The organism is uncultured Candidatus Kuenenia sp. (genome assembly GCF_900696675.1).
Classification (GTDB): domain Bacteria; phylum Planctomycetota; class Brocadiia; order Brocadiales; family Brocadiaceae; genus Kuenenia; species Kuenenia stuttgartiensis_A.
This window is the reverse complement of the sequence record NZ_CAADGZ010000009.1, coordinates 1-16,346: the sequence shown is the minus strand read 5'-3', so window position 1 is coordinate 16,346 and position 16,346 is coordinate 1. Positions and strand designations below refer to the sequence as shown.

Sequence of the window (16,346 nt, the reverse complement as noted above, 5' to 3'; positions counted from 1 at the left end):
CGAATACAAATACATTTTCTAATAAATTCTTAAAATGGCAATAATTTCGTAACATTTTAGTTTTCTGAAAAAGCAGGGGCGAAGCATTTGCCCGTTTGGGTATGAACGTATTTATGACAACTTATAGCAAATGCTTCGCCCCTACACTATGCGGCAAACATCGCTATTATTGAAATTTTTCAAAAAACTAAAGTGCTACATAATTTCAGGGATACTGAAGTGCCTTTTGTAAAACAGTACCTAAGCTGATTGATTACAGTGAGATAATATCTTAAAAGTTATTTCTTTGCACACTTCCATTCGTCAGTGCGTGCTTTTTGTAAAAATATTTAATGGTGAAATACGAATATTTAGTTTTTTAATCTGTGGAATCTGTATAATCTGTGGTTCCGCCTTTCGTATCTCATGCTTGTTTTTATTTCTGGCTTGTCCATGTTAGGAGAATACTATGGTTTACAGGAATACATTTTTTCGTTATCTGCATTGCGTTTTTTTTATTAAAAAGCTACGGCTATTTGCCCTTTCTCTCATTACGGTTCTCTCACTGTTTTACGGAATGGGGAGTATTAACGGTTACACCGAAGGTATGAATGAAGGGGTTTCCGCATTATTCCATGATACACAGAATGCCTTCGTCTTTTACCTTGATAATGGTATGGAGGTGATACTGGTTGAAAATCATGCCAGCCCCATGATCACCGCTTTTACCATTGTAAAGACAGGCAGTTGTAATGAGGATGCGTCAACCAACGGCTGTGCTCATTTTCTGGAACATCTTCTTTTTAACGGGACAAAATCACGCACACAAAAACAACTTTACGATGAGATGGCTTTTTACGGAGGATACAATAATGCAAACACAACCACCGATTATACAAATTTTATGATCCTTATGCCGAAAGAATATATTTCTCAAGGCATGGATATTCAGGCAGACATGTTATTTAATTCTATTTTACCGGAAGAAAAATTTGAAAAAGAACGGGGTATTGTTATAGAAGAAATCGGAAAATGGGAAAATAATCCGGCGCAGCAGGCGCAAAATCATTTTTTACGCACATTTTTTGCAAACACCCCTTACGAGCGGCCAGTACTCGGTACGGTTTCCACTATTTCACATCTAAAATACGACGCGGTGCGCGAGTATTACAAAACATGGTATGTTCCCAATAATATGACATTGATGGTCATTGGCGATTTTATAACAACGGAAATGATTGAGCTGGTGAAGGAAAAATACGGAAAATATCCTGCCGGAAGATTGCCGGAGAAAAAGGGTATTCAATTCAATCCCCCAAATAAATTACGCATTATTCAGGCAAATGGTATTGGTAATTTTCCGGCAGACAGACAATATCTCTCTATAGGATATGTGCTTCCTCCCCCGACCGGTGAAGACTTTCAGTCATTACAAATGCTGGCTGAATTTCTTGGTGGAAAGGAGAATTCTGTGCTGGATGTATTGTTTCGTAAGGAAGAGAATAGCGATTTACTCTATTCGATAAGCGCCAACATGGAATTTCACCGTGAATTTTCAACACTGCAAATATCGGCAGAACTTCCCCCTGATTCCGATACGGATCATGTTATCGGTCTCATTTTACAGGCAATAAATGATATGGCGGTGAATACGGTATCCACTGAGGAATTGAACACCCTCTTAACCTCCGGATTAATCAATGAAATATATCTGCAGGAAAAATTGCATTATTATGCAATGATGAAATCCGGTTATCTTGCTGCGGGTGGATATGCATTTTATCGTGAATATATGGATGGGCTAATGAAAGTTACCCCGCAATCCATTCAAAAGGTCTGCCAGAAATACCTGAAAGACCAAATACCTGTTATAACAGCAATGTCGCCTTCCACTCCTATAAACGAAGAAACGACAAAACGTTCACAGAGCAGTTACTATCAGGAAATCTTACCGAACGGATTGACTGTTGCCATAAAGGAAAACCAGGACAGCAGGGTTGTGGGGATACATCTGCTGGCAAAGGATCGCTGCATTGCAGAAGGAGAGGGAAAGCACGGCTTAACAGAAATACTGCAGCGGATGTTCCTGTCGGGCGGGACGCTTAATTACCCGGAAGATGCATTGTATAAAGAGTACGAATCCATCGGGGCGGAGATCAAACTGTATGATAACCCTCATATTGATTTTGATGATTACTATAATTCCCCGCGTTTTGCATATATTCGTTTAAAAGTTGTTGATTTTTATTTTGAAAAAGGGATTCAACTACTGGCAGAAACAATACTCCATCCGCAACTGACACAGGAGCATTTTGAACAGGCAAAAAAAGAGGTGATTCCCCTTGCCGCCAGGGCGGAATCAGATACACCGCTTAGGGCAAAACGTGTGTTTTATAAAAACTTGTTTGCCATGGATATCGGGTATGGCAATGAGATTGGTTTTCCCGAACAACTGGATAAATTATCCTTAGAAGATGCAAAAGCCCTTTACAATAAATTGTATAATCCATCAAATTTGATGCTTGCTGTTTCCGGAAATATTCCGGTGGATAAGGCGTTGCTTCTGATAAAGCGCAGTTTTGAAGGGACATGGGGCAATGCGGGCTGGAATGCGCCGGTGCAGCATATCGTTTTTAATGAACCGGTGGGAAGGATCGTCCGTGAAAAAACAGGAAAGACACAATCGTATATTTCAGTGGGCAGTACGTATGAAATACAAAAAGGCGAAATACCGGTGCTTGCAGTTTTACAATATGTATTCTCCGAAAGTTTAGCCTTTCAACTGAGGGAAACGCAAGGGCTTGCCTATAGTATTGGCGTCAGTTTCCCCTTACATAATAATGCGCAATGGTACAGGATTACCATGGGTACCCGTCCTGAGAATATAAACCGTGCCATAAGCGGCATACAAAAGGAAATTAATGATATACGCAAGAGAAAATACGAAAAGGATGAAGTGCAAAAAGCTATTAACGCGATATTGGGACGTCATGGCATGCGCAGGCTGGACAGGGTGAATCAGGCGTATTATATGAGTATGGAGATACTTGATGGCAACCCGCCGGAAGATGATGAATTATTTTCAGAAAAGTTAAAAAAAGTAACCCCCGAAGAAGTAGCGCAATTGGCACAAAAGGTATTTAAGAATGACGACCATCTAATCATTATCATCGAGTGATTCATATTTTTGTGCGGGTGTATGAAGGTAAAATATTTTCGGGTGCGAATTGCAAAAATAGGCTTAACCACTACCGTAAAGTTTCAAAGGAGTTATTATGCGGTATGAAAATCAAGTTGATCGTAGTAAGGAGAGAAATTTCCGGTTTTGCATGGTAAATACTAACCGTGATAAGATAGAAAATATGACCGCAATTCACGTTTCAGTGCGGAAATGATGTGATTATTTTCTAAATGACAAAAGGCTGGATAGGATGCATTCCTGATCCAGCCTTTTATTATAAAAAACTACTTAATTATTTTTGCTTAATGATTATTTGCGATATTTCGTATGGCAATTTATACAGGCGTTTTTTAATAATCCTGTAAAGGCAGACAACAATTGATCTGAGTCCTGGGAGTCGGCAGCTTTTTTCAAGGACGCAACTTGCTTATTTATCTCATCCACATAATTAGCAAAATCTTTTTTCTGTATGTCCCTTGCCGGATTTTCTTCCACCTTCCTAAATCTATTACTGTTTTCAAAAAAACTTATAAACATACTTTTGCTTTTTTCTGAAATATGGTCAGCTTCCTGCTTGATATAATTAAAATCATCCTTAAGTATGCCCTCTAAAATGTTATTTACTGCATGCTCCAAATCCCTGGTGAATGTCTTAACAGGTAAATTAACTCCTTCATGCTTTCCTGTCTGTTCATGAGTTATTATTTGTCCCTCACTTCCGAATGTATGATTAGAAATTGCAAAATTCAACATACCAACGATTCCAAAGAAGCTTACTAAACCCATCTTTACCGTAGTTACCCGTCCCATAAATATTTCTCCTTTCCCTATAAAATATAAAACAATTAATAGCATCTATCCGGTAATAGTATCTATCCGGCAAAATTAAACAATTATGTTTTTCACTACAAGCGTAATTATTCAGCGTAAATACTGCATGACTCGCCCTCAAAACTCCTATTTGAGGACACCTGCCTGCAGGCAGGTAATTGCAATGGAAAATATGTTTCCAACAAGAAGCATTCCAGCTTTTTTGTAAACAACCCGTAAAGATTAAAAGTAACTCATGCATCCAGCTTGAGTGTTAAATATCAAAAGCAGGCCTTTTCGGTTTCTGATGCCATTATTTTATTGTTTACTAATAACGGCAACAAAACAACAAGCGAATAACCAATACATTTTTTCACATTAATCATGACTTACACCTCCTATGAAAAAAACATCAAAAAAACCAGCTGTCGACAGCTATAGTTTGTTCTGAAACAAAACAGCTATAGAAAACCCTCTTTAATCAGGCTGTTTTAAATATCTGTTTAATGAAAAATTGCTCAAAAAAATTTATGAAAAGATACCAAATGGATAACAGGAATATAATATAACAAAACAAAAGAAATTGTCAATATGCCCATATGGGTCGGCCTTTATGAATGCCCCCGTTTGGGTGTATTGGTTTTTATAAGCTACTATATAGAAAAACTATCAATTAGCCTTATTGTAACACTTTATTTTTTTGAAAAATTCCAATAATGTAGTGCGACGAGGTTCGTCGCACTACAAATGACAATTTCCAGATCTTTTGTGCCAATATCTGCTATTGTACCCTATCTTGCTACAAACAGGTTGCTCCTATGGTGTTTATAGGAAATACGTTTTTCAAAAGACTAAAAGTGTTACGTAAGTTCTCTTTTGTAAACATTTTCACTACGTTCAGCAGTTTCCAGACGCATACAATGCGTCTCTACTACAAAAATATTGAAATTCCCAAACGTTAACTTATCGTTCCCGGCGGGTTCAGGTTGCAAACCAATGTCATTAAGTTAAGGATGCATTCGTGATTTTTTCTGACTCACGCCAGTTTTAAATAAAACATTACAGTAAGTTAACCCTGACAGAGTTGTCTCGTCCTGACCCCATTGCTATGCTTAACAAAAATATGAATTTAAAACATACTGCAGAACCATCCTGTGCGTATTAAAAAATGAGGCATTAATCGCTATTGAATGCTTCATTATATCAATCCATTTATCTTTATCATTATAAAACATCGGGACAATGACCGTCTCCAGTTTTTCATACATTCCCTCTATTTCGGTTTTCACGTCATCATTGATATCCGAAGCTTGTTTCCCTAGAGACCAGCCGGTTCTCCCCTCAATATGCCCTTCAACCCACCAGCCATCCAATACACTGAAACTGGGGACGCCGTTATGTGCTGCCTTCATACCGGAAGTACCGGATGCCTCATTTGGTCTCTGCGGGGTATTTAACCAGAGGTCTACCCCTGAGGTTAACATCTTTCCCATATCTATGTCATAATTTTCCAAATATATTATTTTTACCTGCCCCTTCAATTGTCTTATGCTTGAAAAAATCCTCTTAATCAACTCTTTACCAGGCAAATCCTGCGGGTGTGCTTTGCCTGCAAAAACAAATTGTATGTTACCAACCTCCTGCGAAATAGTTTTCAGCCTGTTTACATCAGAAAAGATCATATCCGCTCTCTTATACAGGGTTGCACGTCTGGCAAATCCGATGGTAAATACATCGTAATGAAAGCCTGCATTTGCTTCTTTATTTATATAATCAATAAGTATCTTCTTTGCCTTCATGTGTGCCTGCCATATTTCGATTTTTGGAATACTTAAGGCGTATCTCAGACTGAAAGAATCGTTTCTCCACCCTGATATATATTTACTATACAACTCCTTAAAACTATCACATGTCCAGGTATTCGAATGTACTCCATTCGTTATAGAATCGATGGAATATCCCGGGAACATTGATTTAGATACTTCGCCATGCTTTTTTGCAACACCATTGATATATTTACTTAAGTTCAAGGCAAGTAATGTCAAATTTAACCTCTCTTCTCCACCAAGCATCTTCATAATATCAAAAGGCATATAGTCCCCTAAAACACCCTTTACCAAATCATAGGAAAACTGGTCGTGTCCTGCCGGCACCGGAGTGTGTGTGGTAAATACACAGAGGTTCCTTACCTCATCGAATTTCCATATTGTTTCATCCTCTGTTCTCCGCATTCTTAATAATTCCAATGTTAATAAGCTTGCATGACCTTCATTCATATGATATTTCCTTATTTTTGAATGGCCTAAATCATGCAACATCCGCAAACCACCTATTCCCAAAATGATTTCCTGAGCAAACCGGTACTTCAGATCTCCTCCATACAGATAATCATTCAGTCCCCTGTCATATTCACTATTTTCTTCAAGGTTTGTATCTAAAAATATGACCGGCACACGGTGGCCGGTTATGCCAATGACCTCATATTGCAAGGCACGAATAAAGACTGTCCTGTTTTCTATCCTTACACTGACCCTGTTCGTCAAAGGAGTAATGAAATCTTCGGGATACCATTGAACAGGCATTTCTTTCTGATTCCCAAGAGTATCTAGTTTTTGATAGAAATACCCTTTCTCGTATAATAGGGTAACCACTACCATAGGCACTTTCAGATCAGCACAAGACCTTATGGTATCCCCTGCCAGTACGCCCAATCCCCCGCTATAGGTGGGAATATGAGATTCAATACCAACTTCCATGGAAAAGTATGCAATCTTTCTTTCCTGCTTTTCGCCTAAAGGAATGAATATGTCTCTTTGATTTAAATATTGTTCAGGAAATTTCTTGAACTCGTCTCTACATAACTCCGAGCAAAAACAAAATTTCTGATCTTTATATTCATATGCGATCTCTTTTTTTGCTGACATACCACAAACCGGGTCTTTCATCATCCTTCACCTTTTAAAAAGTTTACTTTCTTATAACACATCCCAGCCCCCTCTTTTTAGAGTGGAGATAAAAAGTCCCTTCTAAAAAGAGGAGACTTAGGGGTGTGTTTTAACACTAAAATGCCCCCTTGCTCTATAAAACCAGAAATCCTTAATTTTATTGAGTTTTTACAAAAAACTAAAGTGTTACAAAAAATTAAAAGGACAATACAATAACACATTTGTAAATTTTTCATCTTCTCGTGTATTTTGGGTAAAAATGTTTTTTGACTTCCTCAAAAAAAACCCCTTATAACACCCAATGTCATTGTCCTTACTCTATTTTTCTGTCTTCTTTTGTTCATTTTTACAAAGAGGGCAGGTCAAAAAGTCTATATCACATTCATCACAATGCTGGAGAGTCCATTCCTGTGTCTTTTTCTTGCAATCAGGGCATTTCATCTCCCACTTGGAAAATGCTTTGGCTTTGACATGTCTGGACTTTACTATTTTACATTTAGGACATTTTGCCTCTTTCGTTTCTGCTTTCAACTTTGCGGATTCCGCCTTGCACATTACACAAACCAACGCATCTTTGTCACATTCATCACAATGATGAACGTCAAATTCCGATACTTCTTTTTTGCAATCAGGGCACACCATGCCCATCGGAGCAACTGTTTTCCCTTTCATTGGCCATAAATGCCCTTTTTTACAAGAGGGACACATCGGTAGTTCAATGGTCTCCGGTATCTGACGTTCCTGTGCCAGTGGTTTTACACTATGTTTAAATGTTTCTTCTTCCGAATACGCATAATTATTGCCCCATAAAACTGCGGAAAATATCACCGCACTAAAAAAAACCGGTATTGACAACTTTTTGTTTTTCATTGCTATCTACTCCTTTGTTTTTATATAAAACGCAACAAATAAAAAATGAATCTTCGTATTTACTCCAGACTTCCCCCCCTTTCCGTTAAAAATTCAGCATTTAAAAAAACAGATAACAGTTCAGTCTACCGCAGAGAACGCTGCGATCGCAGAGGTTTTAAGGAGATAAAAACAGAAAATTATGCAGGTACACATTGTATTTGTTTTCTCCGCGTCCTCTGCGGTGAACTATTACAAAATAGGGTGCATTCCCGATTGTTTGTAAGCGTTCATGGAGTCGGGGCAAAACAACCCTGACAGGGTTTGAAACCCTGTCAGGGTTGACACTACTGCAACGTTTTATTGAAACATGGCAGAAATCACAAAAAATCGGGAATACACCCCAAAAATAGAATGTTTCCTGACACCATGCCACGATTTTCCAGGTTCATACCTTCTGTATCGTTTAACGTCTCAATATTTCATTCTATTTTAAATATTTAATATATATGAATCTTATGCTAGGGAAATCGTTGATTAATATCAAGAAGAAACTTAACTACCAACAAAATTACATGCCTTTGTTTTCAAAACAAACATAGTGTATTTTACACCATTTAAACTATGTGAATACTGCTATTTATGGGTTTCATTTCATTCAACCTAACCCACACCTACTGGAGTAGGACTTATTTGTAAGTAATTATTCAATTACCCGCCAGGCTACAGTACCTTCCTGTTGTTGATACCAGCCAGGGTCATCGTAGCTGGTAATGTCATCGCGAACCTTTAACACGGTAAACATACCGCCCATTTCGACTGGTCCAAACGGCCCTTTTCCTGTCATCATGGGTAGTGTATTTTTTGGCAAGGGCATGTTCATCACTGCCATCCCGGACATGCCGCTCTCACCCATGGCCATATAATCCGGCAGCAGGTTTTGTATTTTCCGTTCCACTCCACTCTGATTTACACCGATCATGTTTGGTACGTCATGCTTCATGGCGTTCATAACGTGGTGGTTCTTGTGGCAATGCAAAGCCCAGTCCCCAGGAGCATTTGCCACAAATTGTATGTCACGCGTAGTACCTGGTGGAACGTTAACCGTGGTTTCAGGCCATTGACCCGAGGCTGGAATGCGCCCTCCATCCGTACCGGTAATCTTAAAATTATAGCCGTGCAGGTGGATCGGGTGGGAGTCCATGCTCAGATTGGCGACTCTGATTCTCACCCTGTCTCCCAAACGGACTACCAATGGCGCCGTGCCAGGGAACACACGACTGTTGAATGTGAAGAGGTTAAAGTCGGTCATGATGTTTGGATTCGGAGTACTTGTGCCGGGTTCGACAAACCATTCCTGAAGAAAGATACAGAAGTCCCGGTCGATCCTGGGCTGTTCTGGTTCTTTTGGGTGTATAATGAAAAAACCTTCCATCCCCATTGCCATCTGCACCATCTCGTCCGCATGCGGGTGATACATCTGTGTACCATGCTGACGGAGCGTAAATTCATAGACATAGGTCTCGCCCGGTTTGATTTGCGGCTGGTTCAATCCCCCGACGCCATCCATACCATTGGGCAGGAGTACGCCGTGCCAGTGGATCGTGGTATGTTCTGCAAGCTTGTTGGTGACTAAGATACGCACACGGTCACCTTCCACCGCTTCGATGGTAGGGCCTGGCGTCTGACCGTTATAACCCCAGCAGTTGACGATCATTCCTGGCGCAAACTCCCGCTTGACCGGTTCAGCGATCAAGTGAAAAACTTTAACGCCATTGTCCCACTTCCAGGGGAGGGTGCTCCCATTGAGTGTCGTAGCCGGTGTATAGGACAAGCCATGTATGGGTGGCATGATAGTGGTGGGTTGTGGTGTGGTCACTGTGTTTACAGCTTCCAACTGCTTGCGACCTAACAGCGTAGAAATACCGCCGGTTAGCAATGCCGCTGCGCTGGAAAGAATCATTTTCCGTCGGGTAATCATGATAAATCTCCTTAATGATGAATATGGTTAGGGAGTTTTGATGGCTGAGTAGCTGGTTGTTCCACGGGTTGTGCGGGCGGATGGATAGTTTCCTCAGTAACTAACAAGCGGCCACCAACTGCACGCTCCAGGTCAGACATGGCAATCCAGTAGTCCCTCAAAGTTTCGATGTATTCACGACCTGTGTTGATCTGGTTTTGCTTCGCCAGGAGTAACTCATACACCCCAATAAGCATGCCGTTGTAATACAGTTGGGACTCATCCACGATCCGCTGCCGAAGGGGAAGAATGACTTCCTGGTAGTATTCAACCATGTTGCGTGCAGTCAAAAGCCGATTGCGTATATCCCTGACCTCCGAACGTATATCGATTGCCAGAGAGGAGAGCCGCTGCTGGCTTTGCCTCAATTGTGCCTCCAACCGTGCGATCTCAGCCTGACGTTGGTCGAAGATCGGTAATTCAATCGTAAGATTAGGTCCTGTAAAATTTACGTTGTCAGCGACGTCGTGTTCAGTATTTACACCAACGTCAAATACATAAAAATACCGATATTTCCGCGTCAATAACAAGGCATGTGAGATGACCAGCGTCTCCTGTCGTGCGGCGGCTAAATCCAGGCGTTGTGACACAGCGAGCGACTCCAGATGTTCTAAAGGGATTTCATCTGCTGATAGCTCAGGAAGTCTGCCAGGGAGTTTCCACGTAGTATCTGCTCCCCAAAGCCCCATCAGTCGGTTCAGACGCTCACGGTCAACAACGATTTGGATATCTGTTCTTGTCATGTCTAATTTCGCCTGAACATGGAACCCATGTTGATTTGCAAGATCTAACGTCTTTAAAGTGCCGGCATCGTGTTGACGGGTAGCAATGTCAACAGCTGCTTCCGTGGCCTGGACTACAGTTCGGCGCATCTCTAGTATTTGCTCATCTGCCTGAAGGGCGTAATAAGTTGACCGTACCGCCGCTGCCAGGTTCAAAACGGCATTACCAACACGCAGCTTCGCTTGTTCAAACTGAGCCGCAGCAACTTTCTTTCGTAAAGGACGCACAAGTAAATCAAGAAAATCCTGAACCACTGAAAATTCTGTATTGGTACTGCGATGCCCTCCCACGGTCTTATCGGGGAACCTGAAGCTAGCTCCAAATGTAGGGTTCCGCAACAAACCAGCCTGTACAAGATCGGCCTGAGCAATACCCAGATCTTCATATGTCGCCTGCAATGACCGGTTGTTAAGTAATGAAATCTGAACAGCTTCATCTAAGGTCAGTTCCTGTTGTAACATTAACCGGACGGCATCGATCACCGCAGCATCCTCCGATGTGCCCTGACTCCAGTGTACCCGGCGACCAATGCGCTGTTCTATGATATTCTGGACGTCAGAAAATCCAGCCTCTTCAGGAACCGAAGCACAGCCAGCAAGTACTCCAATACACATGAGAGTTATAAATATGGCTATCAATCTCTGTGTCATTGTTTTCCCTCCGATTCGGTTTTGGAAAGTGCTGCCGGGACCAGTCCCATCCCACACTTAGGGCATCTGCCCAGGCTTGATTGTACTACTTCGGCATGCATCGGGCAGGTATACATTGTGGGTACGGTTGTGGGTGGATGCGTAGGCAAAGTTGGTTCGGTAGGCGGTTGTTCCGCTGTGACAGGTACCTCGGCCTGGAGCCAATTCGATCGTGGAGCAAATGCAGATTCCAGTGCGTTCGGATTTGCCGGATCGTTGGTAGATATTGGTATTTGAAGTGTCTGGCTAGCACAACCCGTCAAGATTGTCACACACATAGCAGTCGTTACTATCCGTGCTATCATTGTCATCCCCCCTTTAAAAATGGCAGGAATACTACTCCAAAAGCAACCGCTGGTTTTGTTCTATCTTTGGTTAGCGGATAGAGACTTTCTCCTTGTTCACCTGCCAATACCATTATAAGTACTTTTTAAACAAGTTATTATTCAATACCATAATCTGCTCTACACGATTTCAGCTATCAAGATTAACCCAAAATGTTTTCGCCACATTTTACCGACATCAGCGTGACTCGCCGTTTTACTTAATCAGTATACTTTTGCGTCGATTGTTCGAACTTATTTTTGCACACGACCGGGCAAAAATAGTGCGTCTTACTCTGATAGGTGGCAAGTTGGCAAAATCTGGTTTGCTCTTGGTTATCCACAAATGCCAGTAATTTCCAGTACGGTCGGTCAACCCGGCCGGTGTTTCTCCCAGAACGATGTCATTGAGAATCTTCACTTCTCTATCTAAGGTAAAAATCTTGATGGAAAAACAGGCAAAACTGCCGTGAACGATTAACCAGATTATGAACGGTAGTCTCCCTCATGTAGATGTTTTCATGAAAGCCCACGGCATCGCGGCAGTCAAGTATAAGCCCAAGCCGCCGATTGATGAGTTTCACGGAAGTAACCAGTGTGTCAGGTTCATAGGTGAGCAGTCTTTCCCAACCCGGCTCGTGTACCCATCTCAATTACCCCTCAGTGAAGACACCGAAGCGAAACACATGCCCGGCGGTATGATTCTCCTTGCCGATATAGGGAAAATAGATGTCACGCAGCTTATAGGCGGCATCAAACATCACTTGTAGCGAACCGTTACCAATAGTTAATTCTCGTGACATAACTCATTTCCTCATATACCTGGTAGTTCGATAATCTTCACATGGATTCTCATAAACAAAAAATGATAGTTGTCTTCTTTAATAAATTATATAATCATACCTGTTTCTGCAATACCGGGGTCTTTATTCAATTCCTTTTTAAACTTACGTTCTTTTATCCATGCATTCAGGCATGGCACCAGAAAAAACACAATCATCGCCATTGTCATGCCCCCAATGGAAGGGATCGCCATTGGTTTTGCAATTTCAGCGCCTGCACCGGTTGACCATATAATGGGCATCAGGCCAATAAATGTTGTCGCAGAGGTCATTACGGCCGGGCGTATCCTTCTCGTCCCTGCCAAAACAATGGTATCCCTTATCTCCTGAATACTTTTTATTTTTTTATCCTTAAACAGATCATTTATATATGTAGTGATAAGTACACCATCGTCCTGGACGATGCCAAACAGAGATATAAAACCTACCCAAACGGCCACGCTAAAATTATATCCGAATAAATACTGCAGCAGAATGCCGCCTGCAATGGCAGTCGGTACACTGGTTAATAAAATAATCAGCACTTGCGAAAATGATCTGAATGCCACGAAGAGGATAATAAAGCCAACAAACTGAGACAACGGGACAAGTATCTGCAATCTCTTTCTTGCCCGTACCTGATTCTCAAACTGTCCGCTCCATTGAATAAAATAACCCTGCGGCAACATGACTTTCTCAGATACCACCTTAGAGGCTTCTTCGACAAAGCTCATGGGGTCTCTGTCCCGTACGTTCATAAGGACATACGCCCTTAAAAGGGCGTTTTCACTGCTGATCATGGCAGGTCCCATGACGTAACGGATATCTGCAACCTGTGTAAGGGGGATAAGTTTGCCTGTGGAGCTTGAAACATAAATCCTTTTCAGTGCATCAAAATTATCGCGGAGTTCCCGGACGTATCTGACCCGTACAGGATAGCGTTCCCTGCCTTCCACTGTCGTTGTAATATTTTCTCCCCCTATAGCGGTCTCAATAATATCCTGCACATCCTTAATATTTATGCCATAACGTGCAATCTCCTCCCGCTTTATTATGAATTCAAGATATGGCTTTCCGGTAATCCTCTCCGCATAAAGATCAACCGCCCCCGGAACATCCCTTAAAGCCTTTTCAACATCCAGTGCCAGTTGCTGCAGCACGTTCAGGTCTGTCCCAAATATCTTAACGCCAATCGAGGTGCGGATACCGGTTGCAAGCATGTCAACGCGGTTTACTATGGGTTGTGTCCATATGTTTGCCACGCCTGGTATCCTCATGGCTTCATCCATTTCCTGTATAAGCTCCTGTTTCGTAATCCTCCGCTCATCGGGCAGAAACAAGTGAAAGACCGGGTGCAGGAAGGAAGGCACATATTGCAGAAAACCATACTCTATCTTTTTCTTTCGCCATTCCTCTTCAGGTTTTAAGGTGACAATCGTCTCAAACATCTCGGCAGGCGCCGGATCGGTAGGGGTTTCCGCCCTGCCCAGCTTTCCCACGACTATATCCACCTCCGGAAATGACTTGATGATAACATCCTGTTTCTGCATCACCTTGAACGCATCGGTAAGCGCAACGCTCGGCAGCATAACCGGCATAAAAAGGATGGACCCTTCGTCCAATGGTGGCATAAATTCCCTTCCGATCCTTTTCGCAACAAAAACAGATAAAATAATCACAACGATGGGAATCGTAAGAAATAGTCTCTTATGCTCCAATACCCAACGAAGTATCGGCGTATACCCGCTCAGGAGCAGCCTTGAGGTATAATTTCTCTCCATTGGCCTCAGTTTGCCTTTTAACATAAAAAAGCAAAGTGTCGGCGCCAGAGTAAGTGCGAACACAACAGACGCTCCTATTGCAAACGTCTTCGTCCATGCGAGGGGTTTAAAAAGTTTTCCCTCCTGCCCGGTAAGCCCAAACACAGGCATAAACATAAAAATAGTAGTAAGGCCGGCAAAGAGGATTGGTGCCCCCACTTCTTTGGAAGAGTCAAGTATTATTTGAAACCTGCTCTTTTTGCCTTCATATTCTATAAGATTCCTGTATATATTTTCGGTGACAATAATTGCCATATCACTCACCTCGCCAATGGCAATAGCAATACCGGTAATGGTCATAATGTTTGAATCAATCCCCATAAAATACATGCCCAGGAAGGAAATGATTATAGCTATAGGGAATCCAAGACAGCAGACAATAATACTTCGAATGTGCAATAAAAAGAGGGCTACAACGACAGAGGTAATAATTATTTCTTCTATAAGCGCCTCTTTCAGGGTGGCAATGACGCGATATATAAGCCCTTCTCTGTCGTAGAAAGGTACTATTTTTACCCCTGGCGGCAAACCGGGTTCGATTTCCTTTATCTTTTCCTTTATTCGCTTTATAACCTTTAACGGATTTTCCCCCTGGCGCATAATAACAACCCCGCCTGCAACCTCTGCGCCTTCCTTGTCCAGCGCCCCCCGCCTGAAGTCGCCTCCAATCTGAACCGTTGCTACGTTTTTTACAAAGACAGGCACGCCGTTATTGCTGCCAACGGTAATATTCTCGATATCGGTAACGTTTTTAATAAACCCAAGGCCGCGTATAATAAATTCCATATTATTGTTTTCCACCACCTTGGCACCCACATCGATATTGCTTTTTCGAACAGCCTCAAACACATCTCCAACAGTCAGGTTGTGCGCCATTAATTTATTGGGGTCCACATCCACCTGATATTGTTTGACAAAACCGCCCACACCAGCAACCTCCGAGACGCCTTCAACGGCATTGAGCTGGTATCTGACAAACCAATCCTGGATAGACCGCAATTGTCCGAGATCATATCCTTTCCCCTCAACGGTATACCAAAAAATCTGTCCAAGTCCGGTAGCATCCGGACCTAGTCTTGGGAGAACATCTTTTGGAAGCAATGCCTGTACAAAGTTTAATCTTTCAAGCACCCTGGAACGTGCCCAGTAAAAATCGATATTTTCCTTGAAGATAATATAGACCATGGAGAAACCAAACGCAGACTGTGAGCGTATGACCTTTACACCAGGAACGCCCAGGAGATTAACGGTCAGAGGATAAGTAACCTGATCCTCCACGTCCTGCGGGCTACGGCCAGGCCAGTCGGTGAAGACAATACACTGGTTTTCCCCGATATCAGGAATAACGTCCATGTTGATATGCCTCACCCCGAAGAGACCGCCGAATATCACCAGCAGGTAAAAGCATATGACGAGGAAACGGTTGTTAAGACATAGTTCGATAAGTTTATTGATCATAGGAATAAGAAACCACAGGTTGCACGGATTAAAAAAAAGAACAAGTAACCTGATTGCTCAGATTATTTTATTTTGTATTCAAACCTCTGTCATCCATTTTGATAAAATTCAATTTTTGAACCTTCTATAATGAAGGGATTCTTCGCCAAAGTTTATAAGCAATCCTGTGCTATGGCGACTAGTAATAAGGCTATTTATTAACTGTGCTTCATCGACCTTTGACAAAGATTTTTCTGCTTTTATTTTCAACTATAATTTCATTGTAAACAATGAAATCCGTAACATAATATTTTTTCAACTTTTGTTCTTTATAAAATATTTCCAATCGAGGTTGAGAAATAAATGGGGCATTTCTTAATTTGAACTCAATTTCCAAACATTCCTGATAAACGGCCTCCAGGCGTCCTGGTCCTATGATTCTGTGAACCTCCATTGCCGCTCCAATAATTTCATGTGTTCTTACATCTCTATCCATATATTTACCAACACCCTTTTATTTTACCAATTCTTAATCTTGAACAGGTTTTATCTGTGTGATCTGTACTACTATCCATCAATTTCTTGTTTTTTATGCGTGTTTTTCATGCCGCCATTTCCGTAAGTGCTTTAATATCAAGGGCTGAAGCGGTCATCAGTGAACAAGAGAACTTCTGGCCTTTCTCCGTCAA

At 41.7% G+C, this 16,346-nt stretch carries 11 protein-coding genes; 1 reads left to right on the top strand and 10 read right to left on the bottom strand.

Features of this window, described 5'->3' with window-relative positions:
* The first annotated feature begins 448 nt into the window (after nucleotides 1-448).
* The gene (locus QZT26_RS02885) at nucleotides 449-3,157 is read left to right on the top strand and encodes a pitrilysin family protein (RefSeq protein WP_295100464.1); all 2,709 of its coding nucleotides are present in this window, start codon (nucleotides 449-451) and stop codon (nucleotides 3,155-3,157) included.
* 312 nt (nucleotides 3,158-3,469) lie between these two features.
* Here the strand turns inward: QZT26_RS02885 and QZT26_RS02880 are convergent, their stop codons facing one another.
* The 10 genes from QZT26_RS02880 to QZT26_RS02835 all read right to left on the bottom strand — a co-directional run bounded on the left by QZT26_RS02880 (nucleotide 3,470) and on the right by QZT26_RS02835 (nucleotide 16,153).
* Nucleotides 3,470-3,970 (bottom strand): cytochrome c, encoded by a 501-nt coding sequence (locus tag QZT26_RS02880; protein WP_157775666.1) that lies wholly within the window; start codon nucleotides 3,968-3,970, stop codon nucleotides 3,470-3,472.
* A 1,112-nt stretch (nucleotides 3,971-5,082) separates the two neighbouring features.
* On the bottom strand, nucleotides 5,083-6,918 hold the full coding sequence (gene glgP, locus QZT26_RS02875; RefSeq protein WP_164995120.1) for an alpha-glucan family phosphorylase: 1,836 nt from the start codon (nucleotides 6,916-6,918) through the stop codon (nucleotides 5,083-5,085).
* 315 nt (nucleotides 6,919-7,233) lie between these two features.
* Nucleotides 7,234-7,785, bottom strand: a complete 552-nt coding sequence (locus QZT26_RS02870) for a hypothetical protein (RefSeq protein WP_295100460.1) — start codon at nucleotides 7,783-7,785, stop codon at nucleotides 7,234-7,236.
* Nucleotides 7,786-8,467: 682 nt separating this feature from the next.
* Nucleotides 8,468-9,745, bottom strand: a complete 1,278-nt coding sequence (locus QZT26_RS02865) for a copper oxidase (RefSeq protein WP_099323744.1) — start codon at nucleotides 9,743-9,745, stop codon at nucleotides 8,468-8,470.
* 11 nt (nucleotides 9,746-9,756) lie between these two features.
* Complete coding sequence (locus tag QZT26_RS02860; RefSeq protein ID WP_099323745.1) at nucleotides 9,757-11,217, bottom strand: TolC family protein; 1,461 nt, start codon at nucleotides 11,215-11,217, stop codon at nucleotides 9,757-9,759.
* Entirely contained in the window at nucleotides 11,214-11,561 is a 348-nt protein-coding gene (locus QZT26_RS02855; RefSeq protein ID WP_099323746.1) for a heavy metal-binding domain-containing protein, read from the bottom strand. The genes QZT26_RS02860 and QZT26_RS02855 overlap by 4 nt, the downstream gene beginning before the upstream one ends.
* A 443-nt stretch (nucleotides 11,562-12,004) precedes the next feature.
* Nucleotides 12,005-12,232, bottom strand: coding sequence for a hypothetical protein (locus tag QZT26_RS02850; protein ID WP_157775674.1), 228 nt, complete (start codon nucleotides 12,230-12,232; stop codon nucleotides 12,005-12,007).
* Nucleotides 12,233-12,382 (bottom strand): hypothetical protein, encoded by a 150-nt coding sequence (locus QZT26_RS02845; protein ID WP_157775677.1) that lies wholly within the window; start codon nucleotides 12,380-12,382, stop codon nucleotides 12,233-12,235.
* A gap of 86 nt (nucleotides 12,383-12,468) precedes the next feature.
* Nucleotides 12,469-15,678 (bottom strand): efflux RND transporter permease subunit, encoded by a 3,210-nt coding sequence (locus QZT26_RS02840; RefSeq protein WP_099323748.1) that lies wholly within the window; start codon nucleotides 15,676-15,678, stop codon nucleotides 12,469-12,471.
* Between the two features lie 208 nt (nucleotides 15,679-15,886).
* Nucleotides 15,887-16,153: a GxxExxY protein gene (locus QZT26_RS02835; protein WP_230405669.1), complete on the bottom strand. Its 267-nt coding sequence runs from the start codon at nucleotides 16,151-16,153 to the stop codon at nucleotides 15,887-15,889.
* Nucleotides 16,154-16,346 lie beyond the last annotated feature (193 nt).